Raw genomic sequence first — 20,271 nt, 5'->3', positions numbered from 1 at the left:
CCTATCAGTCGCCTCGCCATAACCGGGGACAACCTGTTGAGGCTCCACACCTAAGGCGCGTCGCCTGAATACGTTCAAACGCGACGTGCTTTAGGTGGCGATCGCGGCATCTATCCCAGGCTCGCCGCCGCCGCCGCCCGGTTATGTCAAGCATTTGACGGCGCCGCATTACAACCATAAGTCCACGGACCATGGTCCAGCTTGCGACCGTGCGGCAACAGGCGCACCCTTCGAACGAACCCGACGACAAGGGCCTGTGATCGCAACTCTTTCGCGGCCGGGCCCTTTGTCGTATCAAGACCAATGAATTGCCTGGTGGCGATGTCGTGGGAGCATCGAATTGTTCATTGACTACTATGAACTTCTGGAAATAAGCCCGAACGCCAACTCGGAAACGATAGAACGGATATTTCGTTATTTTGCCATGCGCTACCATCCCGACAACCGGGACACCGGCGACGAATCCCGCTTCAGTGAAATTGTAGAAGCCCACAATACGCTCAAAGATCCGGTCAAGCGCGCGCAGTACGACATTCAGTATAAAGATCATTTGAACATTCGCCGCGAGTTGACCGAGGAAGCCGGCAACACCAAATCCATCGAACGGGATGCCGTCATTCAGGCCAAAGTGCTCACGCTGCTCTATGTCAAACGCCGACAAGACGTCAACAATCCCGGCATTGGCGATACAGAACTCGAACGCTTGGCAGACTGCCCGCGTGAACATCTGGAGTTTCACCTTTGGTATCTAAAAGCCAAAGGCTGGATAGGAAGGATCGAAAACGGGACGTTTGCGATCACCGTGGAAGGCATCGATCGCACCAATACCGAACAACGTCGTGATCCCACCACCAGACTGCTGGACCATACGAACTGAAGTGGCTGCTCGCGCTGGCCGCTGTACCACGCCGCCGAAGTGCCTCGCGCATCCCTGCGCTTCTCCGAGGGGCAACATCACTAAAGCTCGCGAGTGTGGGCAACGCAAATCGGTTTTTTAGCGACAGCGAAACCAAGCTCGCACTTCCGCGTTGAAGCTCATCCAATATGGGAGCTCAGGGAATGGATCCGGCAACCGCGGCGGTGATGCTTTTGCTTTCGTGCAGCCCGGGTGAGGCTTCCGTATGCAAACCCATCGATATGGCGCCGGCAATGTATGCATCGCTCGATCAGTGCCGGGCTTCACTGGTGCAGCGGCTGGCAAGCGCTCCCAACGGCGCAATCGTCGGAAGGTGCAAGTCGATCGACCCCAACGTCACGGCGTCGCTACCGGCGCAATACACGACGGTCATGGTCAAGCGAGGAATTGGGCAAGGCACCGTGACCAGCTATCTCGTGCCACGCGAGACGAAATGAAAAGAGGCGGCGCCGGAGGCCCGTGGCCGGCCTGGCCGCGCTGAAGACAATCTTGCAAAGGCAAAACTCGGCAAGCGGCATCATCGATGATGAGGCAACTCGCCGGGGCAGCCCCAACGCCCTCCCCAGCGAGCCAGTTGCTCCGCTTAGAACGAGAAATGGAGCAACTGCTGCTCTATACGAACCCAGCCGCCATTAAGTTTCACCTCCAGCCATCCTGAAACCATTTTGTAGAGCCAGCGTTGACGACCGGGGCGCCCGTCAGACACAGGAGACATCCCATGACCGTCAACTGCCGCATCTCGATCGACAACCGGCCGGAAGCCACCGATGCCGTCTTCCAGGCGGTTCCCCGGATCGGCGAAAGCGTTTCGCTGTCGATTAACGGAAATGCGCAGGACCTGCGGGTATCGCGTGTCGTGCATGTCACGAATGGCTCGCCGGAAGGCGCCGCGATCGTCGTCGAAGTGACGACCAACATTCTGTAGGGTCGCAAGCAGTCGGGTGCCGGCATGTCAGCCGAAAGCCCGCTGCTGGTCGCGACCAGCAGACCGGCGCGGCTGCGATCTACTCCTTGCCGCCCTCGGTGGCGCCGTTGCCGTCGGTGGGCAGGATTCCAAAATCCTGCGACTTCACCCCTTGCTCGGCCGTCAGGAACCCGTCCGAGGCCAGACCGCGCCGCAGCAGTTCCCTGACTGCGGCCGAGCGGCTCGGCATGCGCTTGTCATATCGCCAGTTTTCCAGCGCGGCCAGTTCATCGGCCGTCAGCATGATCTGCAGTCGTTCGGGGCGTTCCAGTTCAGCCATGGCGCTTCCTCGCTCAGGACTAAAAATACGTTGAGTTAGTATCTGTCTCAATCGCCTTATAATTAGGGTAGGTCTCATAAGGCGTCAAGACCCTGCGATGGGTGTACGATGCATCCCACGCACGATGCGCATCAAACGCTGGTCGCGTTTTCATGTAACTATGCTAACTTGCTGATTTATTTGAATATTTCATAAATTTCCCTTGCTATGGGCCGGCAGCTGGCGCATGCTCTCCTATGAACAGAAGACCGATCCCTTTGGGAGGTTTCGATGCGGTATGATTACTCGGCGCGCCTGCGCGATGACGTCAATTCAGCGGTCCTGACGGCATTCAGGACGGCGGGAATCGTCAACATCTCGATGGTTGCGGAGCAGGTCAGGGTCAGGAATCTGGTCGAGAATGTCGCCCTCGAGGACATTGAACACCTGGTCATGCAGGCGGCACAACTCATTGGCGCGGCAATCGAATTTGACGGCATGGCCGGTTTGCTCGTGGATGACCTTGCCGACGCAGATGGCGAGCGCATTGCCCCGCTTGACCTGCCTCACCTGGCCTCGATCCAATAGGCAGCCAAAACGGCGGGCTGCCTGTAAGCGCTGCGCCATTCGACCAGACGCAGGACTCTGCCGGCCTGCACCATGCCTTGCGACGCTGTGCACCTGAGTCGGCTTTCAGTCGAAACGGCTGCGACATTAACCACGTTGCCATCGGCATGGACCTCAAAGCGGGTGTTGAACGTTTCCCATTATGGAAAATCAACAACACCGATTCTGAAAATCAACAACACCGATTCTATTGCCACATTGAGACAGACGGAACCTGGGCGGTTTGGGATCGTATTGCCAATGCGCCGGCGAGCTTGGGAGGGCGGGACCTGATTGGTTGCACATCCCAGCAAGCCAACGCCGCGGAAGGCGTGCTGACGCGGATCTATGACAACGGATTGGATGCGGTTGCCGCTCGGATATCAGGGATAGCGCATTCTCGTCAGGGGTAGCGCAGTCTCGACCTAGCCACCCACTGGCCGCAGGGCCAGGGATCCTGGTTCAATAAATCTGCACGCCAAGCCGCTCGTTCCTTCTCCACCGCACCACGGCACGATAGCTGGCGTCATCCGCGGGCACGTGAAGGACGAAACGGTCGGGAATTGTTACGCCTGGGTCCACCCGTAACTCCGCGCCGTGAACGTGCTGATTCCTGACCGAGCAACTGATCTTGGCGTCTTCCGTGATGATGGTCGCATCCTTCAGAACGATGCCCCGTGCATCAGAGCGTCGTTCTACTGGCGGATCAGTGGGGCTCATCGTTCATTCCTCCTGGAAATCCTGCAACGCGGCATGCCGCGGATCTTCCTGCCACGCAAAGGGGATTTACCCCGGCCCGATTGATTGGGCCGCTTCTTCTTCGAGCTTCAAAAGCTTTTCCCTGATCTCTTCCGGCTCGGCATGCTCCAACCCGACAACGTCGTTTCTGGTTTCGTCGAGGGCAACGATGATCTCGTCGAGTTTGGCGTGGATGGCGGCGGTATCGCGATAGCCCTGTATGAGGACAACACCGGTGATCACGATGGCCGCAACCGACAGGGCATAGGTAACCGCATTTGTCAGGCCGAAAGGCACCAGCGCAGTGCAAAGTACCATGGCTATGAGCATCACATAGAAACCCGGGGGCCGGGAAAGAAAGTCGGCCGCGACGAACAGGAAACGGTTCATGCTAACCGTCCCCGTTCCCGACTTGCCAAGCCTCGAGATCGCGTCGGCAGCCTGCCATATTGTCCATCATAGCCTGGCCAAGGCGAAGACAGCGATCAGCGCGGTGACCGCCACGCAGACAGGCACTGCCAGGAGCATGCCCGCCTCCAAAAACCGGGTCTCTTTGTCTGTGAACATTAGTGATTCCTCATATGACGGCAACGGAGAGATGCACGGAGCCCGCTTCCCGAAATAGATCGCCAAGCGGGCTCGCCTGCTGCGGTAGATCTACTCGATGATCTGCACGACCTTGCGTGTATCAGGATCCACGAGAACGGCGTGGTCGCCGACGACCGTGTACTTGTATTTGACGTCGGGCACCTCGATGGCGTGAAGCTCCACCGTGTCCGGAAGGGCCGTGCCGACGTTGAGTTCGACACCCAGCAGGCTGACGGATGCGAGCTTCTGCTTGTGGATGTATTCGCGAACCACCGTCTGCTGTTCCGGCTTGAGAATTACGACGTTTTCCGCGAAGGCAGTACCAATTCCAGCGACCAGCGCGAGGCCTGCGACTGCACTGACAAGATATTTCTTCATGACAAAATCTTTCCTTCTTGCGCCAATTTGGCAGCCAGGTTTGACTGCCAATCACGAGTCAGCAACGAGCCCCACAGCATTGCGTTCCGCCGCTCAGGCTAAGGTCCGGGGGTGGTACGACTGAAGTCTTAGCGGGCAACCTATGCCTGGCCGATACGTTAGAACCGCGCGAGAACTGGGGGCCCCGAGCACGAGCCCTTTTCCTCGGCATCAACCGAGAGTCCACCATTCCCCCACACAGCGGGGTACCACCTCTAGCGTCCCCGCAGCGGCGGCGTGGCGTTTCCCACAGCGAGGCGAACAGTGACCTGTATCCAGAGACCGAGCACACATGATGACGACACCCGACCAGCAAATGACAACCATGCTCGCGTCCCGGAGGTGCTTTCCGCGCTTGATCTCATCCCCTCTCCCGACGACCACGAGATTGCTGATATTGTCAGGCGCACAGAGCGCCTTGCGATGGCGTTGGTCATCGGAATGGCGATTTGCCTGATCTCCGCACCGGCAGTCTATCTTACCCTGGCCTACTACTCTCACTGACACATAAGGGCCGAGACTGAGGGTTCGCTCGCCGCACAGGTGCGGCGAGCAAACCCTATCAGCGCAGGAAGGGACATGGCTGCGCCGATCGGAAAAGTTCGAGGTCGATCCCTGGAGGTCGGTCAGCCGAAGGTAATTCCAATCACCATAAAAGTGATGGCAACCGCGAAGATCGGTGCGAGCAACCAGCGTGCCTGGCCAACACTCCTGTCCATAGCTTCCTCCAGCAAATCTGCAGCGGACAACGACCGTGAGAGCTGACTGTTCCCGGCGGCGCCACCGGCAAGACCATTGCGGTTTGTGATCGGACTTAGGTCGCATGCGCCGCTCGACCCAAGCCCAACCCGGGAACATCCGCGGGTGGAACAAGTCGCGCCATCGGAAATTATCCCGTCGCCCAACAGGAGGAGGACGTTGTGAAAGGTCTGCGCAGTCTCCTTGCCGAACTGTCTTTGAGCTGGCTCAGGCGCCGCAAGGCGCAAGCGCCGCAAACCGCCAACCTTAAGACCGCGCCCCCCAAGACCTTGGACACGGTCAAAGCCGCGCCCCGCAAAGCTGAACACAAGACAAGGCAGCGTCCGGCCCACAAGCCCAAGCCACTGTCTTCCCGCGACGTGGCCTCGAACATGTGAAGACAGCGCGGCCGAAAGGCTGTGGGAAATGAGCGAGCGGCCGCTATAGTCTGGTGATCCCCCCACCGGAGAACGCCAGCCATGACCCTGAAAACCCACAAGCTCGGCAGCCAAGGGCTGCAGGTCTCGGCCATCGGCCTTGGCTGCATGGGCATGAGCCAGTCCTACGGTCCGGCCGACGAGGGCGAATCCATCGCCACCCTGCACCGCGCCATCGAACTCGGCTGCACCTTCCTCGACACCGCCGAGGTCTATGGCCCTCATACCAACGAGGCCCTGCTCGGCCGGGCGCTGAAGGGCAAGCGCGACCAGGTGACCATCGCCACCAAATTCGGCTTCCGCATCGAAAACGGCAAGCAGCTCGATGGAACCGACAGCCGGCCCGAGCATATCCGCGCGGCTGTGGAAGGCTCGCTCGGCCGGCTTGCCACCGACCATATCGACCTGCTCTACCAGCACCGCGTCGACCCGGCGGTGCCGATAGAGGATGTCGCCGGCGCGGTCGGCGAATTGGTCGCCCAAGGCAAGGTGCGGTTCTTCGGCCTGTCCGAGGCGGGTGCGGCCAACATCCGCCGCGCGCATGCCGTTTATCCGGTGTCGGCGGTGCAGAGCGAGTATTCGCTGTGGGAGCGCAATCTGGAGCCGCAGATCATCCCGCTGCTCGGCGAACTCGGCATCGGCCTGGTGCCGTTCTCGCCGCTCGGCCGCGGTTTCCTCACCGGCGAGGTTAGCCGTGCGGAAAACTATCCCGAGGGCGATTACCGCCGCAACGACCCGCGCTACCAGGGCGAGAACTACGACGCCAACGTCGAGGCAGCGGCCAAGGTGCGCGACATCGCGGCGGCCAAAGGCGTCAAGCCCGGCCAGGTCGCGCTGGCCTGGCTGCTGCACAAGGGCACCGGTTTTGGCATCGACATCGTGCCGATCCCCGGCACCAAGCGGAGGAAATACCTGGAGGAGAATATCGCCGCCGTCGCAATCAAGCTCGATGCCGCCGAGATGGCCGCCCTCGACGAAGCGCTGGCGCCGGGCAAAATCTCCGGCCCGCGCTACGGCCAGCGCGGGTTGGCGATGGTCGACCGGTAGGGGTCTGGGCATAGCCGGCGGAAATCTGAGCCATTCCAATAACCCAGAAATACCAACCGGGAGCGCGAGGATTTAAGCGCAGCGCCTCTGCGCACGCTTTCGACTCGCTTTAGCCCGGTGCGGGGCAGCCACAGGGTGGACATTTCAGCCCACATGGAAAATGATCATGTTGCCCTGCACAACACTGCAATGCTCTGATCTCGACGAACAAGCCTAAGCGTAGAAGCGGATCAACCGACCTCCGGGTCCAGCGAGCGAGGACGCAAATGGACACCCCTGAGGATGCGCAATGGCATCGCGACGCGGGCGGGCAACTCCGTCGATCGGCCGGCTGGCTTGCCCGCGCCGCCGTGTCGGCGGCATTCCTGCTCGGCATGGCTTTCAGCAGCACTGCGTTTGCGCAGGACCAGCCGCTACCCGTGGTGACGGCGGCCAAGCCGGTGGTCCGTGAAATCGTCGAAGACGACGAGTTCGTCGGGCGATTCGAAGCCGTCGACCAAGTCGCCATCCGCTCGCGCGTCAGCGGCTATCTGGACAAGGTCAGCTTCCAGGACGGCGCACTGGTCAACAAGGGCGACCTGCTCTTCACCATCGACCAGCGTCCGTACCAGGCGGCTTATGATGCCGCCAAATCGCAAGTGGACGTCGCCAAGAGTCTGCTCGAATTCTCCAAGATGCAGCTGGATCGCGCCGACGAACTCGCCAAGACCGGCAATATCTCAACCTCGACCGTCGACGACCGCCGGCGGGAATACCTTTCGGCGCAGGCGCAGATGCAGGGCGCGACGGCTGCGCTGAGGACGGCCAGCCTGAACATGGAATTCACCGAGATCAAGGCGCCCTTGTCCGGCCGCATCGACCGCCGGCTGGTGTCGGTCGGCAACCTCGTGCAGCCGGATTCCACCTTGCTGACGACCATCGTTACGCGCGATCCGATCGACTTCTATTTCGACGTCGATGAGCGCCTGTATTTCAGCTACGCCCGCGACGCGAAGGAGCGCGGCGGCAGCATGCAGGAAGGCGACGGCGGGCTCGAGGTGGCGGTTCGCGTCGCCGACCGCGCGGAGGCGGTATTCAAAGGCAAGCTCGATTTTGCCGAGAACCGGATCGACAACGCGACCGGCACCATGCGGGTGCGTGCAACGTTTCCCAACGCCGACGGCATTCTCCAGCCAGGCATGTTCGGGCGCATCAACGTGCCGGGGTCGCTGCCGCATAGCGGCGTGCTGGTGCCCGACGAGGCGATCGGCGCCGATCAGGATCGCCGCATCGTGTTCCTGGTGGATGAGGCCGGGATGGTGTCGGCGAAGCCCGTGCGCACCGGCCCGCTTCTCGACGGCTACCGGGTGATCCGCCAGGGCCTGACCGGCGACGAGACGATCATCGTCAACGGGCTGATGCACGCCAGGCCCGGCGCCAAGGTGAAGGTCGAGATGGTGACGTTGCCGCCCAAGGCCGAGACCGCCGGGTTGCAGCAATGAGGTTCGCACATTTCTTCGTCGACCGTCCGATCTTCGCATCGGTCGTTTCGATCGTCCTGCTGATCCTCGGCGGGATTGCTTATACCCAGCTGCCGGTCGCCCAATATCCCGAGATCGCGCCGCCGACCATCGTCGTTCGCGCGCAGTATCCGGGCGCCGACGCCGAGACGATCGCAGCGACGGTGGCAACGCCGATCGAGCAGGAGATCAACGGCGTCGAGGGCATGCTCTACATGTCGTCCTATTCGTCGGGCGACGGGGCAATGGCGCTGACCATCACCTTCAAGCTGGGCACCGATCTCGACCAGGCGCAGGTGCTGGTGCAGAACCGCGTGTCGATCGCCCAGCCGCGCCTGCCCGAAGAAGTCCGCCGCCTCGGCATCACCACCACCAAGAGCTCGCCCGACCTGATGATGGTCGTGCACATGCTGTCGCCCGACAATACCTACGACCAGCTCTACGTCTCGAACTACGCCCGCTCGCAGGTGCGCGACATACTGCTCAGACTCGACGGCGTCGGCGACCTCACCATCTTCGGCGAGCGCGAATATTCGCTGCGCATCTGGCTCGATCCGGAAAAACTGTCCGCCCTGGGGATGACCTCGGGCGATGTGGTGCAGGCGCTGCGCGACCAGAACGTCCAGGTGTCGGGCGGCTCGATCGGCGCGCCGCCGACCAACACCGGCACGGCGTTCCAGTACACGGTCACCACGCAAGGCCGCTTCAACGACGCACGCGACTTCCGATACGTGATCGTCAAATCGGCCGACGACGGCCGCCTGATCTCGCTGCAGGACGTCGCGCGCATCGAGCTCGGCGCCAAGGATTACGTCACCAACTCCTATCTCAACGGCAAACCGGCGGTGGCGCTCGCCATCTTCCAGCGGCCGGGCACCAATGCGCTCGCCGCAGCCGCGGAGATCCAGGACAAGATGAAGGAGCTTTCCCGCGACTTCCCGAAGGGGTTGAGCTACGACATCGTCTACAATCCGACCGAGTTCGTCGCCGAGTCGATCCAGGAGGTCTACAAGACGATCCTCGAGGCGATGGTGCTTGTCATCATCGTCATCATCGTCTTCCTGCAATCGTGGCGCATGGCGATCGTGCCGATCGTGGCGATCCCCGTGTCGCTGATCGGCACGCTGGCGGTGCTTTACGCCGCCGGCTTCTCGCTCAACATGCTGACGCTGTTCGGCCTCGTTCTGGCGATCGGCATCGTCGTCGACGATGCGATCGTCGTGGTCGAGAACGTCGAGCGCAATATCGCCAGAGGGCTGGCGCCCAATCCAGCGTCGCACCTGACCATGGACGAAGTCGGAACGGCGGTCATCGCGATCTCGCTGGTGCTGATAGCCGTGTTCGTGCCGACAGCCTTCATCCCCGGCATTTCTGGGCAGTTCTACCTGCAGTTTGCGATCACCATCGCGGTGTCGACGGCGATCTCGGCATTCAATTCGCTGACGCTTTCGCCGGCGCTGGCCGCACTGCTGTTCAAGCCGCACCACGCCGCGGCGGCGCCGCCGCGCTTTTTCCTGGCACGGTTCGCACGGGCGCTCGCCGACGGCTTCAATCGCGGCTTCGACAGGGTCGCCCATTGGTATTCGAGCATCATCCGCGTTCTGGTCGGCTCGTGGATAACGATCGCCGCCATGCTGGCCGTTTTCGTGGCCCTCATTTGCGCCACGGTCTACATGGTGCAGGCGGTGCCGCGCGGTTTCATTCCGTCGCTCGACCAGGGCTATGCGATCGTCGTCGTCCAGTTGCCGGACGGCGCCTCCCTGTCGAGGACCGATGCGGTGATCCAGCAGGCGTCGCAGATCATCCAGAAAACGCCAGGCGTCGACTACGCCGTCGCCTTCGCCGGCTTCTCCGGCGCGACCTTCACCAACGCCAGCAACGCGGGCGTGATCTTCGCCAGGTTCAAGCCGTTTGACGAGCGACTGAAAGCCGGCCAGTCGGCGACCAAGGTCATCGGCAATCTGTTCGGCAGCCTGCAAAGCATCAAGGAAGCCTTCATTATCGCACTGCCGCCACCGCCGATCCGCGGCGTCGGCAATGCCGGCGGCTTCAAGCTGCTGATCCAGGAGCGCAACAGCGCCGACATGCGGCAGGTCCTGGCGCTCGCCAACGACATCGCCGGCAAGGCCAACAAGACGCCGGGGCTGACGGGCGTGTTCACGACGTTCTCCGCATCGAGCCCGCAATTCTTCCTGGCGATCGATCGCGACAAGGCGCGCATCCTGAACGTGCCGATCCCCAACATCTTCGAGACGCTGTCGATCAATTTGGGCACCGCCTACGTCAACGACTTCAACGCTTTCGGGCGCGTCTACCAGGTGCGGGCGCAGGCCGACCAGGCGTTCCGCCTCGATCGCGCCGACATCTTGAAACTGAAGGTGCGCTCGGCGACCGGCGCGCTGGTTCCGCTCGGCACGTTGATCGAGATCCGCGACGTCACCGGCCCGGCGCTGGTCCAGCGCTACAACATGTACGTCTCGGTGCCGCTGCAGGGCAACGCCGCGCCCGGCGTTTCCACGGGCGACGCGCTGGCATTGATGGAAGGGATCACGGCAAAGACGCTGCCGGCCGGTACCTCCTACGAATGGACCGAGCTCGCCTATCAGGAGCGCAACACCGGCAATGCCGCTGTCTATATCTTCGGACTGTCGGTGCTGTTCGTGTTCCTGGCGCTGGCGGCGCAATATGAAAGCTGGGTGCTGCCGTTCGCCATTGTGCTGGTGGTGCCGCTCGGCGTGCTCGCGGCGTTGCTCGGCGTGTCTTTCCGAGGGCTGGACAACAACATCCTCGTGCAGATCGGCCTCATCGTGCTGATCGGGCTTGCCGCCAAGAACGCGATCCTGATCGTCGAATTCGCGCGGCAGGCGGAGGAACGCGGCCTGTCGGCCGCCGAGGCTGCCGTCGAAGCCTGCCGGCTCAGGCTGCGGCCGATCCTGATGACCGCCTTCTCGTTCATCCTCGGCGTCGTGCCGCTGATGATCGCAACAGGCCCGGGCGCGGAAATGCGCCAGTCGCTCGGCACCGCGGTGTTCTCCGGCATGCTCGGCGTCACCTTCGTCGGCCTGTTCCTGACGCCGGTGTTCTACGTCACGCTCAGGTCGCTGTTTTCACGGCGCAAGCCCCGTGCCGAGGCCGCGCCTTCGGGGCCGGCAGAGGCGCCATCGGAGACGGGCGCCAAGTAGGTTACGAATTCGCCGCGCCTGGCGCGGCTTTATCGGCGCGGCGCGGCAACGATCCCGGTAGCGATACGCAGTATTGACCTTAACCTGGGAGGAGTAGGGAGATCTTCACGCGCGGCGCGAAAAAACAACGCAAATACAGCTGATTGGTTACGACGTAGGTATTCTCGCAGATATGGTATTGGTCGTCCGGGGATTCCTGCACGCGGTCCCGTGGGATGATGAAGTTATGCGGCAAGTAAATGTAACCGCCGTCGACCCTCATCTGCACCGAAGAACGAGGTATGGCGCGGCAATCAGAACCACCGCAACACTTGAATTTCGTCTGCGGGTCGAACTTGTTTTCGTACCAATCATGGGCGCTGGCGACTGTTGCGGCGGCGATACACACCGCCGTGACGATGAACCTTCGCATGGCCTTCCTCAACTATCTGGCAGGCGCTGCTCCTTCGAGCGTCCATGTATATTAGCGTTCCTTTAGAAATGCCATTGACCCTCGGCTGGCTGGCGCAAGCCGGTCCCATTGCCGACTTTCCCGCACCCAATATTCCTGTGAAGGATGATCTTGGTTTTGAGGGCAACTACCGCCCACAATCCAAAGGCTTCAACGGTTTTTATGCGGCCAATTGGCTTCTGCCGGCCGCATACGGTCGGCCGTCACTCCGGTAACCCCGCGAACCGCATGTGTCCGATCCAGCGCTCGAGGCTTCCGGGCGCGGTCCAATTCTTCTCCCACTGCTTGCGTTGTTTGCTGATGGAGTCGCCGGGCGAGTCTTTAAGGAAAACCGCAAGCGCTTCCTTTGCCTCCCGCTGGTTTCCCAGACAAGCGTAGATCCCCGCAAGCATTCGGTGTGCGGCGATCGGGATTGGGGACATTTTCCGCATCGCCGTTAGCGCAGGCCCACAATCGTTCTTTTCATAGAGCGCCCAGCCCATGTCCCAGTTGTACCAGTCGGGGTAGAAGGGATCGATGCCTTTGGCCTGCTCGATCCGATCGATCGCTTCATCGGTGCGGCCGGCAAAGAGCAGCGGGGCCGCACTGCCCTCGAGGATATTCGAGGCGCTGGGGTTCAGGGCGATCGCCTGATCGAACTGCGCAATGGCCTGCTCGATCTCGCCGGCTTCACTATGGATTTGGGCTCGGATTTGATGCGCGTTGGCATCGTCCGGAGCGAGCAGGATGGCCTTGTCGGCGTACTCTGCGGCCCGCTTCAACGCCTCTTCGGGGTTGTTTTCCTGCTTGTGCCAGAATACCGAGTCAAAGCGATAGGACCAGGCCAGCCCGATATAGCCGAATTGGGAGTTCGGATCCGCTTCAATCGCCTTGAGGCTGAACTGCCGCAGCAGTTCGTTCCCCGCGGCAGAAAAATCCTTTTCCTTCGCGGCAAACCCCATCAGGAGATAACTGAGCGCGCTAACCCGGGCGGCGTCGCTCTGTGGCAAGGGTCGCTCGATCCTTTGCCCGACCCGAGCCGCAAGCGTGCGGATGATTTCCTCCTGGACGACGAAAAGATCGCCGATCTCCCGGTTGTAGGTGTTGGCCCAGACATGCGATCCGTCATGCGCATTCAGCAACTGGGCGGTCACTTTCAGCCGGTCTCCGATCTTCTGCTGGCTGCCTTCGAGCAGGTAGTCGACGCCGAGTTCTTCGCCAATCTGCCTGATGTCAACCGGCTGGCCGCGGTACCTGAAGCTCGAGTTCCGGGCGATGACGGCATAGGTCTTGCTCCGCGCCAACTCGGTGATGATCCCCTCGGCGACGGCATCACTGAGATATCCCTTGTCCCCGCCAGCACTGAAGTCGTCGAAGGCAAGGATTGCAATCCTCGGCATGTCGCTCGAACGAACTGGAGCGGCTCGCCATATTTCCGCGCCGTAGTATGGGCCGATCGCTGCCGCGACGAGAACGATCGCAGCAAGAATGAAGCCGCGCCGCGAGAATCGTGTCTTGGCTCGTTCCGTGCCAGCCGCGGCGTTTGCGTCCGCCGCCTCGGATGGATCGGCATTCAGTCGGTAGCCTCTCTTGGGCAAGGTTTCCACGATTGCATGCGCGTCGTCCCCCAATGCGCGGCGAATATCAGCAATGCATTGGGTCAGGCTGTCGTCGGTCACGAAGGTATCGGGCCAGACCGCGCGCATCAGCGCGTCCTTGGACACGATCTCGCCCGGTCGCGCCGCGAGCACGCAGAGCACCTCGGTGGACTGGCTGCGCAGGTCGAGCGCTTTACCTTCGACGGTCCGGAGTTGTTTGCTTTTCGTCAGCGAGAAAAAACCGCCGAATGTGATCGTTTCAGCAGGTTTCGGGTCAATTTCAGGAGCCTTTCGGGACATTTCACCCTCTTGGCGCGCTCCCTAGCTTATCCCTTTCGGCCTTCGCTTCCAAGTGATCCCACCAGTGCCGGATTGGACGGGAGGATGACATGAAACGCGCCAAGCTCATCATCGCTCTCGCTCTTCTCGTGACAGCGCCAACGGCTGCGAAAGCGGATTCCCGCATCGCGAAACTCTGCGGCTCTGACCATGTCAACGAGGCGGCCTCAGACGACGTCCGTCCCAACCCCGGCGGCTATTATGCCGCCAGCCTTGGGTCGATGGATGACTGCATGTTCACCGCCATCGCTGTCACAATCCTTCTGACCGACCAGGGGAAGCTTATCAGGATCCCCCAAGTGAAACCCATGACCTCCATGGCCGAGTGCAGAGCTTGGACCCATCAACAGGAGTTCATGCGCGTACTCCCCGGCTATCTCGCCAGCTTCCATTACTGCGACGACGCATCGGAGGCATCAAAACCATGACGTTGCAGGTCTTGGCTGTTCACGCTTGGACCGAAGGATCGCACCACTCCGGCGCGACCAAGGTCGTCGAGATCGGACGCCGTCCCGCCGGTCAGGGCGAGCGCGTATTTGCTGCGCGTAAATCGGGCCGGTGCGCCCGGTGCCAAGACGCCCCTAGCTCGCGGTGGCGGCCTGAACCTTTTTGGGCGGGGCCCGCTGCCGGCGCATGCGGCGTTTGGTGACGAGCTTGAGGGCAACCGGCGGCTCGTTTGACAGCGCGCCGACCACGGCGTCGACCATGCCATGGGCGACGAAATCCGCGTTCATGTCCTGGGCCAGCCTGGCGGTCGCCTCCTTGTCGTCATTGCCGGTTTCCGACCAGAACACGATGCCCACCCGCAGCGCCGCCTTCGCACGCTTCAGCCGGCGAACCAGGAAACGCGCGTGCTTGACGGAATCCCGGTTCAGGAAGCTGATCACGACGGTGTCGATGGCATCGAGCTCGAGGCGGCGGATGCTCGCCGGTTCCATCTCGGCGAAGCCCGCTTTCGATGCTGTCGCACCCTGCACTTCCAGCACCTGTGCCAGCATCGCGGCGGCGGCATCGTCGAGTTCGCCGCGCCCACCGGCACAAAGCACCGACATGTCAGTGCCATCGGGCAGGTCGGCTTCGTCCACGCCGGCGCCATCGCCATTATCGCCGGGCTCCCCGGCCTCGGCCGGGTCATCCTCCTCGGCCGCTTCCTGTTGCGCCTCATCGTCGAGGTTGGCCACCAGCGTCAGGGCACTGTCCGCCACCTGCCGTCTTTGCAGGTCGCCCATGACGCCGCGCACACGGTCGCGCTCGCCCAGCAGAAGTGCCGGAATCGCCACCTTGTCGTAGAATTCGAACAGATACTTCTCTTCCAGCATCTCCTCGGCGTGGTCGGTGGCTTCCTCCGGATCGCCAGCCAGCAGCCGCTGGTAGAGGCGCGCATGGGGCTCGAGCACGGGCTCGTTGCCGAACAGCACGTCGAGGAATTCGAACTGCGGCACGTGTCTGCCCAGCACCACCAGGCAGACGGTGAGCGGCGTCGACAGGACCAGTCCGAGTGGCCCCCAGAGCCAGGTCCAGAAGATGGCCGCCACGATGATCGCCAGCGACGACAGCCCCGTTCGCGAGCCGTAAAGCCAGGGTTCGACGACGTTGCCGGTGACGAGTTCCATCACCACGAACAGGGCGGCCGTCCACAGGACGAGCGACCAGCCGGGTGCCACGGCCAGCGCCAGGAACAGCGGCAGCAGCATGCCGATGGCCGGACCGATATAGGGAACGAAACGCAGCGCCAGCGCCAGCAGCCCCCACAGCAGTGCATTGGGAATGCCGAGGATCCACAGTCCGAGCGCAATCGGTATGGCGTAGACGATGTTGACGACCAACTGCATGAGCAGATAGCGGCCCACCCGTTTGGCTGCATCCTGCAGCGCCTCGGTGGTGCGGTGAAGGTCGCCATAGCCGACAAGCCGGATGAAGCGGTCGCGCAGATCCTCCCGTTCGAGCAGCATGAAAATAACCACGACGATGATCAGTCCGGCCGATCCGAGCGGGCTGATCAGCGGACCGACGATGCTCTGCAGGACTTCGAGCGGCTTTTGGCGCGCGACGATCTCGACGGGCACCGGCTCGCGCGCCGGCTTGTCGGGAGTGGCCGCCGGCGGCGAAGCGTCCTGCCTGTCTATCTCCTGTCCGACACGCTCGACCACGTCGCTCAACCTGGCAATGATGCCTCCCCCGACGCCGGTTTCCTTGAGTGAACGGATCTTGGTCAGGATGTTGATCTGGTAGGTCGGGATGTTCTGTGCCAGTTCGCTGACCTGCGAGGCGACAATGAAGCTGAACAGGGCGAGTGCCGCGAAAGCGCTGAGAACGCTGACGATGACAGCCGCGATCCTGGGGATGCCGACGCGTTTCAGCGCCGCGACCAGCGGCGCGAGCGCGAAGGTCAGCAACAGCGCGATGGCGATCGGCAGGAAAACCTCGCGCCCGAAATACAGTGCCGCCACCGTCGTGACGGTGGTCGCCACATTGGGCAATGACGTTCGCGGGTGGGGCGCGGCGGCCGAAAGAATGTCCTCCAACCCATGCGCCGGAGACGCCATGCCGTTTCGACGATTGGTCGCCACTTGGTCTCTCCCCTGCCAACGGTCATGATCGGGCATATTGAGCCGGCGTGCAACTTTCGCCGGTGACGAACTGCTCGTCACCGGCTGCAGGTCGATGATCGGGATGGCGCGAGATGGCCGCGCGACGAAGCAATGGCGCCGGGAAATCTCCGGCCAGCGCTATCCCGGCCGCGCCTTGGCGATGGGGTAGAACGAGCACGTTGGGCCAGAAAAGAAAATTCATGTCCCTCGGTAGATCAACTGCACCGAGAACTGTATTCCCCCAGTCTGACCATAGCTGTCCCCTTGTCGCAGGGACGGTTCTGTGTACTTTCGAAAATCCTCTGGAGAAGACCCGGCATGAGACTTGCAGTGTTAGTCGCGTTGGCCACGGCAGCAACTGGATGTGTGAGCTCTCCTGTCGAATATGGAGCGTCGCTTTCGACGCAAGACCCGAAATGGGTATCGCCTGAATGTCAACAGGCCCGTGTCGACGCTTCGAACTATGATGCTCGCGAAAAGGAGCATCCCGGTTGGGGGACTGGTGTCTTCCTTGGCCCCTACGGACTAGGGCTCGCAGCAGCCATCAAGGAGCACGAGCAAAAGGAGCGAAAGATCTTCGCCCGCGAAATCCATTTGCGGTGCTCAAGTTTGCCGCTGCCGAAGGAACTCGAGGGCGAGCCGAGCCCCCCGGCCACGACAAAGTATCCATAAGCCAAAGTTGGGCGACGATCCTCACGCTACAGTGATTGGCGGCGATGCAACTTCGCGCCGCCAGAAGCGTTTACGACTGCAACGCAGTCGAGGTTCCAATGCAAACCGCATGGTTCTCCAAACCCGTGGTGGTTTCGGTCGGCGTCACCGGGTCCACCCGCAACCTGTCCAACACCGAGCAGGCCATCGAATTGCTCACGACACATTGGCGCGATGCCGGCAGCCTGAAACATCAGTCCGCGCTACGCGCCTGCCGCCGGGCAACGAGCGGCGAGGTGTCCCCCGATATCGCCAGGGAGGCGTTTGTCGAGGCCGCGCGCGAGGCGCATATCCTGGTCGAGTAAGCCGGGGTCGGGTAAGCTGGTTGCATTCACGGACAATAGCGGCCGTTCACAATTTCGTGATCGAAGGAACCATTTGAAACGGAAGGCGTTTTTTTTGAGACGTCTTTTTGTCAGGCAACCTTAGGAGGCGTTTATGCGTAACATGAACCTCGTCACACTCGCCCTGATCATCCTTGGCGGTCTCAACTTCCTGTCCATGGGTGTAACGGGCTATGACGTAATCGGCACTGTCCTCGGCGGCGCCATGCTGGCCCGCCTGGCCTATCTGATCATCGGCCTTGCGGCCATATGGCAGCTCATGCCAGGCTTCCAGAGCTTTACGGTTGGCGAAGTCGATGCCGAAAGGCATCTCCATCATCATCCGTGACCGGTAAGATGCGGGCGGCGGAAAACCCGCCGCCTCACATCCCGTAAAGGCCAATCAGGCCGCCGGCATCAGGAAGCCCCAGGCAAATCTCAAGCATTCTTCACCTCCTGCAAAGTCAGGAACCATGCTGGCGGGCAAGCGAATTCAACAACTCGGCGATTTGACGGGCGCCGCTCAAAGTCACAACTGGCACCAGCGGCCCCCGGATTGCCCGCTCCGCCTCGATAGCAGGCCGGTTGTCGCGATCGAAATTCCAGATGTAGCGGAGAAACGACAGGTACTCCGCGTCCAGATGCTCGGTGCATCCGGCCGGCAGATCAGGCCGGGGGCGGTTCAACACGCTGCGCAGAACGACACGTCTCAGACAGATGGAGCGAGGCGTGTTCAGCCAGACGACAAGATCAGCCCTGGGAAGCCTCAAATCAAAGGTCTGCCGGTAATAGTTCCCCTCACACACCCAGCCGGCACCCGCAACCGCCGCGCCAACGCGTACCCGGAAAACTTCGGTTTCAGGTTTGCTCCAGCCTGGTCCCCAGAAGAGCTTGTCCAGATGCACGACCGGCAAATGCAGCTGCTCACCGATCTGCCGCGCAAGGGTCGACTTGCCGCTTCCGGCGTTTCCGAGAATTACGATCCGCTGCATCATCACTGGCTTTGCGAACATCCGGACACCTGGGATCATCCTAGCGGCTGAATTTCGATCGACCAGAACTCAGACCGTTCGCGCCGCATGCCTGGCCAGCGCGTGCTCGATCAGCACGTCGATGGTCTGGCTGTAGCCTACGCCTGATGCCGCCAGCGCCTTGGCATACATCGAGATGTCGGTGAAGCCGGGAATGGTGTTGACCTCGTTGACGAGCAGCGAACCGTCGGCGCGCAGGAAGAAATCAACGCGCGCCATGGCTTCGCAGCCGAGCGCCTGGAAGGCGCGCCGTGCCATGTCGCGCGCCCTGTCGGCGACTGTTGCCGGGACATCGGCGGGCACCTTGACCACCGCGCCGTCGGCATCGAGATACTTGGCCTCATAGGTGTAGAAGCCGTGCTTGCCGGCCGGAATGATCTCGCCGGGCAGCGACACCGTCAGCGTGCCGTCGGCTCTTTGCAGGACCGAGCACTCGATCTCGCGTCCCCCGACAAATTCTTCCACCAAAACCTTGTTATCATGCTGGAAAGCCGCCTCGACGGCGGCGGCAAAACTGGCGCCGTCGACAGCCTTGCTCACCCCGAAGGACGAGCCCTGGCGCGCCGGCTTGACGAAGACCGGCAGACCCAGCCTTGCCCTGGCGTCGTCGAAGGACACAGGCTCGCCACCCAGCAAGGTGGCGGAGCGGGCGACGGCAAGGCCGGCTTCGCGCATCAGCCGCTTGGCGACATCCTTGTCCATGGCGGCGGCCGAGGCGAGGATGCCGCAACCGACATAAGCGACATCGGCGACTTCCGCATAGCCCTGCACCGAACCGTCCTCGCCGAACGGCCCGTGCAGCACTGGAAAGACGACATCGACGGGGTTGGGCTGCGTTCCATCCCGCGACACGGCGACCAGCCTGCCCTTGCCGCCGGGCAACAGCGCGACCTCCACGCCGTCCTCAGACACTGGAGCCCCTGCCGCATCGCCGAGGGACGAAGCTTGCAGCAGCCATCTGCCGTCCCTGGAAATGGCGATCGGCACGATCTCGTAGCGCGTCCGGTCGATTGCCTTCAGCACATTGGCGGCCGAAAGGCGCGACACGTCATGTTCGGCCGAACGCCCGCCATAGAGGATGGCCACCCTTGTCTTGTCCGTCATCGAAATCCCTCAACTGATAGAAATCAAATGGCAACCGCAATGCCGCGATTGGCGAAGAAGCGGTCGAAATCGACCGGCGCCAACACTGCGTTCTCCTGTGTGGCGCTGGTATGGCCGGACGGATTGTGGAAGCGGAAACCCTGGTCCGATGCCGCGGTGACCAGCACCAGATGGCCGCCCTTCGATGGCGGCTCGCGCTCGGGCCAGCGGATCCAGCTGCTGACCGAAGCGATGAAAAACCGCGACCGCGCCAGGCTCGCCGGAATGTCCGATGTCGCGACATTGGTTATCACTTCGGCCCGCAGGCCGAAGGTCTCCCGCACGAAGCTGACGAAGGGTGCATAGATCAGCCCCTTGATCGAGCCCTCGTTGACGACATAGCCGCCATAGGCGGTGCAGCGCCTGGCGAGCTCGAGCGTCGGCACGATCTCGCCGCGGGTCGCCAGGATCATCTTCAGGCACGCCATGCCGCAGATATTGGCGGCCCAGACCGCGTATTCGTCGGGTGTCTCAGCCCCCGAATTTTGCCACAGCGGATCGCGCCGCAGCGCGACTTCAGCACCTTCGGCGAGCACCTCCATGGTCATGTCCGGCGTTTCCCACTGGCTGAAAAACGGCACGGTTTCAGACAGTGGGCTCATACGCTTCCTCGATCAGATTCAGATTCTCATAAACGAGGATACACGGCGATTGGAAAGCCGCTCAGAGACCGTTTCGAAATTCGCTCTGGCGGTTGAGGTTTCGAGAACCGGA

The 20,271-nt window shown here is 61.8% G+C and carries 26 protein-coding genes; 16 read left to right on the top strand and 10 right to left on the bottom strand.

The features are described from left to right. Nucleotides 1-340 precede the first annotated feature (340 nt). The 3 genes from AC07FD_RS37055 to AC07FD_RS37045 all read left to right on the top strand — a co-directional run bounded on the left by AC07FD_RS37055 (nucleotide 341) and on the right by AC07FD_RS37045 (nucleotide 1,841). Nucleotides 341-877: a J domain-containing protein gene (locus AC07FD_RS37055; RefSeq protein WP_478353860.1), complete on the top strand. Its 537-nt coding sequence runs from the start codon at nucleotides 341-343 to the stop codon at nucleotides 875-877. Between the two features lie 272 nt (nucleotides 878-1,149). Then, nucleotides 1,150-1,353, top strand: a complete 204-nt coding sequence (locus AC07FD_RS37050) for a hypothetical protein (protein ID WP_478353859.1) — start codon at nucleotides 1,150-1,152, stop codon at nucleotides 1,351-1,353. 281 nt (nucleotides 1,354-1,634) lie between these two features. Continuing rightward, nucleotides 1,635-1,841 (top strand): hypothetical protein, encoded by a 207-nt coding sequence (locus AC07FD_RS37045; protein WP_478353858.1) that lies wholly within the window; start codon nucleotides 1,635-1,637, stop codon nucleotides 1,839-1,841. 79 nt (nucleotides 1,842-1,920) lie between these two features. Here the strand turns inward: AC07FD_RS37045 and AC07FD_RS37040 are convergent, their stop codons facing one another. After that, complete coding sequence (locus AC07FD_RS37040; RefSeq protein ID WP_478353857.1) at nucleotides 1,921-2,160, bottom strand: hypothetical protein; 240 nt, start codon at nucleotides 2,158-2,160, stop codon at nucleotides 1,921-1,923. A 270-nt stretch (nucleotides 2,161-2,430) separates the two neighbouring features. On the opposite strand from AC07FD_RS37040, the gene AC07FD_RS37035 reads away from it, so the two are divergent. Together AC07FD_RS37035 and AC07FD_RS37030 are read left to right on the top strand one after the other, a co-directional pair. Beyond that, on the top strand, nucleotides 2,431-2,727 hold the full coding sequence (locus AC07FD_RS37035) for a hypothetical protein (RefSeq protein WP_478353856.1): 297 nt from the start codon (nucleotides 2,431-2,433) through the stop codon (nucleotides 2,725-2,727). Between the two features lie 146 nt (nucleotides 2,728-2,873). Continuing rightward, a complete protein-coding gene (locus tag AC07FD_RS37030; RefSeq protein WP_478353855.1) occupies nucleotides 2,874-3,158 on the top strand; it encodes a hypothetical protein in 285 nt (94 codons plus the stop codon). A gap of 49 nt (nucleotides 3,159-3,207) precedes the next feature. Here the strand turns inward: AC07FD_RS37030 and AC07FD_RS37025 are convergent, their stop codons facing one another. The 3 genes from AC07FD_RS37025 to AC07FD_RS37015 form a co-directional block, all read right to left on the bottom strand. Continuing rightward, the gene (locus AC07FD_RS37025) at nucleotides 3,208-3,465 is read right to left on the bottom strand and encodes a PilZ domain-containing protein (protein WP_478353854.1); all 258 of its coding nucleotides are present in this window, start codon (nucleotides 3,463-3,465) and stop codon (nucleotides 3,208-3,210) included. A 66-nt stretch (nucleotides 3,466-3,531) separates the two neighbouring features. Continuing rightward, nucleotides 3,532-3,873, bottom strand: a complete 342-nt coding sequence (locus AC07FD_RS37020; protein WP_478353853.1) for a low affinity iron permease family protein — start codon at nucleotides 3,871-3,873, stop codon at nucleotides 3,532-3,534. 267 nt (nucleotides 3,874-4,140) lie between these two features. Next, nucleotides 4,141-4,449, bottom strand: coding sequence for a DUF1236 domain-containing protein (locus AC07FD_RS37015; protein ID WP_457155502.1), 309 nt, complete (start codon nucleotides 4,447-4,449; stop codon nucleotides 4,141-4,143). Nucleotides 4,450-5,067: 618 nt separating this feature from the next. Between AC07FD_RS37015 and AC07FD_RS37010 the strand changes: the two genes are divergently transcribed. The 5 genes from AC07FD_RS37010 to AC07FD_RS36990 all read left to right on the top strand — a co-directional run bounded on the left by AC07FD_RS37010 (nucleotide 5,068) and on the right by AC07FD_RS36990 (nucleotide 11,391). Beyond that, nucleotides 5,068-5,253 (top strand): hypothetical protein, encoded by a 186-nt coding sequence (locus AC07FD_RS37010; protein ID WP_478353852.1) that lies wholly within the window; start codon nucleotides 5,068-5,070, stop codon nucleotides 5,251-5,253. A gap of 155 nt (nucleotides 5,254-5,408) precedes the next feature. Further along, nucleotides 5,409-5,624, top strand: a complete 216-nt coding sequence (locus AC07FD_RS37005; RefSeq protein WP_478353851.1) for a hypothetical protein — start codon at nucleotides 5,409-5,411, stop codon at nucleotides 5,622-5,624. Nucleotides 5,625-5,705: 81 nt separating this feature from the next. Further along, complete coding sequence (locus tag AC07FD_RS37000; RefSeq protein ID WP_477396032.1) at nucleotides 5,706-6,710, top strand: aldo/keto reductase; 1,005 nt, start codon at nucleotides 5,706-5,708, stop codon at nucleotides 6,708-6,710. A 374-nt stretch (nucleotides 6,711-7,084) separates the two neighbouring features. Next, on the top strand, nucleotides 7,085-8,191 hold the full coding sequence (locus tag AC07FD_RS36995; protein WP_478353865.1) for an efflux RND transporter periplasmic adaptor subunit: 1,107 nt from the start codon (nucleotides 7,085-7,087) through the stop codon (nucleotides 8,189-8,191). Then, the gene (locus AC07FD_RS36990; protein ID WP_478353850.1) at nucleotides 8,188-11,391 is read left to right on the top strand and encodes an efflux RND transporter permease subunit; all 3,204 of its coding nucleotides are present in this window, start codon (nucleotides 8,188-8,190) and stop codon (nucleotides 11,389-11,391) included. Before AC07FD_RS36995 ends, AC07FD_RS36990 begins: the two co-directional genes overlap by 4 nt. Nucleotides 11,392-11,470: 79 nt before the next feature. On the opposite strand, the gene AC07FD_RS36985 is transcribed toward AC07FD_RS36990, so the two are convergent. After that, nucleotides 11,471-11,803 (bottom strand): hypothetical protein, encoded by a 333-nt coding sequence (locus AC07FD_RS36985; protein ID WP_478353849.1) that lies wholly within the window; start codon nucleotides 11,801-11,803, stop codon nucleotides 11,471-11,473. 44 nt (nucleotides 11,804-11,847) lie between these two features. On the opposite strand from AC07FD_RS36985, the gene AC07FD_RS36980 reads away from it, so the two are divergent. Further along, nucleotides 11,848-12,057, top strand: a complete 210-nt coding sequence (locus AC07FD_RS36980; protein ID WP_478353848.1) for a hypothetical protein — start codon at nucleotides 11,848-11,850, stop codon at nucleotides 12,055-12,057. Here AC07FD_RS36980 and AC07FD_RS36975 read toward each other — a convergent pair. Further along, nucleotides 12,046-13,719 (bottom strand): winged helix-turn-helix domain-containing tetratricopeptide repeat protein, encoded by a 1,674-nt coding sequence (locus tag AC07FD_RS36975; RefSeq protein ID WP_478353847.1) that lies wholly within the window; start codon nucleotides 13,717-13,719, stop codon nucleotides 12,046-12,048. The genes AC07FD_RS36980 and AC07FD_RS36975 overlap by 12 nt on opposite strands. A gap of 89 nt (nucleotides 13,720-13,808) precedes the next feature. Here AC07FD_RS36975 and AC07FD_RS36970 point away from each other — a divergent pair, with 89 nt between their 5' ends. After that, a complete protein-coding gene (locus tag AC07FD_RS36970) occupies nucleotides 13,809-14,186 on the top strand; it encodes a hypothetical protein (protein ID WP_478353846.1) in 378 nt (125 codons plus the stop codon). Between the two features lie 153 nt (nucleotides 14,187-14,339). On the opposite strand, the gene AC07FD_RS36965 is transcribed toward AC07FD_RS36970, so the two are convergent. Further along, on the bottom strand, nucleotides 14,340-16,328 hold the full coding sequence (locus AC07FD_RS36965) for an AI-2E family transporter (protein WP_478353845.1): 1,989 nt from the start codon (nucleotides 16,326-16,328) through the stop codon (nucleotides 14,340-14,342). A 37-nt stretch (nucleotides 16,329-16,365) separates the two neighbouring features. Between AC07FD_RS36965 and AC07FD_RS36960 the strand changes: the two genes are divergently transcribed. The 4 genes from AC07FD_RS36960 to AC07FD_RS36945 all read left to right on the top strand — a co-directional run bounded on the left by AC07FD_RS36960 (nucleotide 16,366) and on the right by AC07FD_RS36945 (nucleotide 17,732). Then, entirely contained in the window at nucleotides 16,366-16,518 is a 153-nt protein-coding gene (locus AC07FD_RS36960) for a hypothetical protein (RefSeq protein ID WP_478353844.1), read from the top strand. Nucleotides 16,519-16,667: 149 nt separating this feature from the next. Next, complete coding sequence (locus AC07FD_RS36955; RefSeq protein WP_095091345.1) at nucleotides 16,668-17,021, top strand: hypothetical protein; 354 nt, start codon at nucleotides 16,668-16,670, stop codon at nucleotides 17,019-17,021. A 98-nt stretch (nucleotides 17,022-17,119) separates the two neighbouring features. Further along, nucleotides 17,120-17,365 (top strand): DUF982 domain-containing protein, encoded by a 246-nt coding sequence (locus AC07FD_RS36950; RefSeq protein WP_095091344.1) that lies wholly within the window; start codon nucleotides 17,120-17,122, stop codon nucleotides 17,363-17,365. A gap of 133 nt (nucleotides 17,366-17,498) precedes the next feature. Continuing rightward, the gene (locus AC07FD_RS36945) at nucleotides 17,499-17,732 is read left to right on the top strand and encodes a DUF378 domain-containing protein (protein WP_095091343.1); all 234 of its coding nucleotides are present in this window, start codon (nucleotides 17,499-17,501) and stop codon (nucleotides 17,730-17,732) included. Between the two features lie 115 nt (nucleotides 17,733-17,847). Here the strand turns inward: AC07FD_RS36945 and AC07FD_RS36940 are convergent, their stop codons facing one another. Genes AC07FD_RS36940 through AC07FD_RS36930 form a run of 3 tightly spaced genes read right to left on the bottom strand, consistent with a single transcriptional unit; the run spans nucleotide 17,848 to nucleotide 20,159 of the window. Beyond that, nucleotides 17,848-18,396 (bottom strand): P-loop NTPase family protein, encoded by a 549-nt coding sequence (locus AC07FD_RS36940; RefSeq protein ID WP_478353843.1) that lies wholly within the window; start codon nucleotides 18,394-18,396, stop codon nucleotides 17,848-17,850. Between the two features lie 48 nt (nucleotides 18,397-18,444). After that, the gene (locus tag AC07FD_RS36935; RefSeq protein WP_478353842.1) at nucleotides 18,445-19,518 is read right to left on the bottom strand and encodes a D-alanine--D-alanine ligase family protein; all 1,074 of its coding nucleotides are present in this window, start codon (nucleotides 19,516-19,518) and stop codon (nucleotides 18,445-18,447) included. Between the two features lie 23 nt (nucleotides 19,519-19,541). Then, nucleotides 19,542-20,159: a C39 family peptidase gene (locus tag AC07FD_RS36930; RefSeq protein WP_478353841.1), complete on the bottom strand. Its 618-nt coding sequence runs from the start codon at nucleotides 20,157-20,159 to the stop codon at nucleotides 19,542-19,544. Nucleotides 20,160-20,271 lie beyond the last annotated feature (112 nt).

It is taken from the genome of Mesorhizobium waitakense, from assembly GCF_056431085.1.
Note: the sequence above shows the minus strand (reverse complement) of the source record. Positions and strands in the feature narration are given on the sequence as shown.

Excerpts from the sequence above, each read along its gene's own strand:
- AC07FD_RS37050 (WP_478353859.1), top strand. The coding sequence starts at position 1,150 with ATGTATGCATCGCTCGATCAGTGCCGGGCTTCACTGGTGCAGCGGCTG.
- AC07FD_RS37045 (WP_478353858.1), top strand. The coding sequence starts at position 1,635 with ATGACCGTCAACTGCCGCATCTCGATCGACAACCGGCCGGAAGCCACC.
- AC07FD_RS37040 (WP_478353857.1), bottom strand. The coding sequence starts at position 2,160 with ATGGCTGAACTGGAACGCCCCGAACGACTGCAGATCATGCTGACGGCC.
- AC07FD_RS37035 (WP_478353856.1), top strand. The coding sequence starts at position 2,431 with ATGCGGTATGATTACTCGGCGCGCCTGCGCGATGACGTCAATTCAGCG.
- AC07FD_RS37030 (WP_478353855.1), top strand. The coding sequence starts at position 2,874 with ATGGACCTCAAAGCGGGTGTTGAACGTTTCCCATTATGGAAAATCAAC.
- AC07FD_RS37025 (WP_478353854.1), bottom strand. The coding sequence starts at position 3,465 with ATGAGCCCCACTGATCCGCCAGTAGAACGACGCTCTGATGCACGGGGC.
- AC07FD_RS37020 (WP_478353853.1), bottom strand. The coding sequence starts at position 3,873 with ATGAACCGTTTCCTGTTCGTCGCGGCCGACTTTCTTTCCCGGCCCCCG.
- AC07FD_RS37015 (WP_457155502.1), bottom strand. The coding sequence starts at position 4,449 with ATGAAGAAATATCTTGTCAGTGCAGTCGCAGGCCTCGCGCTGGTCGCT.
- AC07FD_RS37010 (WP_478353852.1), top strand. The coding sequence starts at position 5,068 with ATGGCTGCGCCGATCGGAAAAGTTCGAGGTCGATCCCTGGAGGTCGGT.
- AC07FD_RS37000 (WP_477396032.1), top strand. The coding sequence starts at position 5,706 with ATGACCCTGAAAACCCACAAGCTCGGCAGCCAAGGGCTGCAGGTCTCG.
- AC07FD_RS36995 (WP_478353865.1), top strand. The coding sequence starts at position 7,085 with ATGGCTTTCAGCAGCACTGCGTTTGCGCAGGACCAGCCGCTACCCGTG.
- AC07FD_RS36990 (WP_478353850.1), top strand. The coding sequence starts at position 8,188 with ATGAGGTTCGCACATTTCTTCGTCGACCGTCCGATCTTCGCATCGGTC.
- AC07FD_RS36985 (WP_478353849.1), bottom strand. The coding sequence starts at position 11,803 with ATGCGAAGGTTCATCGTCACGGCGGTGTGTATCGCCGCCGCAACAGTC.
- AC07FD_RS36980 (WP_478353848.1), top strand. The coding sequence starts at position 11,848 with ATGTATATTAGCGTTCCTTTAGAAATGCCATTGACCCTCGGCTGGCTG.
- AC07FD_RS36975 (WP_478353847.1), bottom strand. The coding sequence starts at position 13,719 with ATGTCCCGAAAGGCTCCTGAAATTGACCCGAAACCTGCTGAAACGATC.
- AC07FD_RS36970 (WP_478353846.1), top strand. The coding sequence starts at position 13,809 with ATGAAACGCGCCAAGCTCATCATCGCTCTCGCTCTTCTCGTGACAGCG.
- AC07FD_RS36955 (WP_095091345.1), top strand. The coding sequence starts at position 16,668 with ATGAGACTTGCAGTGTTAGTCGCGTTGGCCACGGCAGCAACTGGATGT.
- AC07FD_RS36950 (WP_095091344.1), top strand. The coding sequence starts at position 17,120 with ATGCAAACCGCATGGTTCTCCAAACCCGTGGTGGTTTCGGTCGGCGTC.
- AC07FD_RS36945 (WP_095091343.1), top strand. The coding sequence starts at position 17,499 with ATGCGTAACATGAACCTCGTCACACTCGCCCTGATCATCCTTGGCGGT.
- AC07FD_RS36940 (WP_478353843.1), bottom strand. The coding sequence starts at position 18,396 with ATGTTCGCAAAGCCAGTGATGATGCAGCGGATCGTAATTCTCGGAAAC.
- AC07FD_RS36935 (WP_478353842.1), bottom strand. The coding sequence starts at position 19,518 with ATGACGGACAAGACAAGGGTGGCCATCCTCTATGGCGGGCGTTCGGCC.
- AC07FD_RS36930 (WP_478353841.1), bottom strand. The coding sequence starts at position 20,159 with ATGAGCCCACTGTCTGAAACCGTGCCGTTTTTCAGCCAGTGGGAAACG.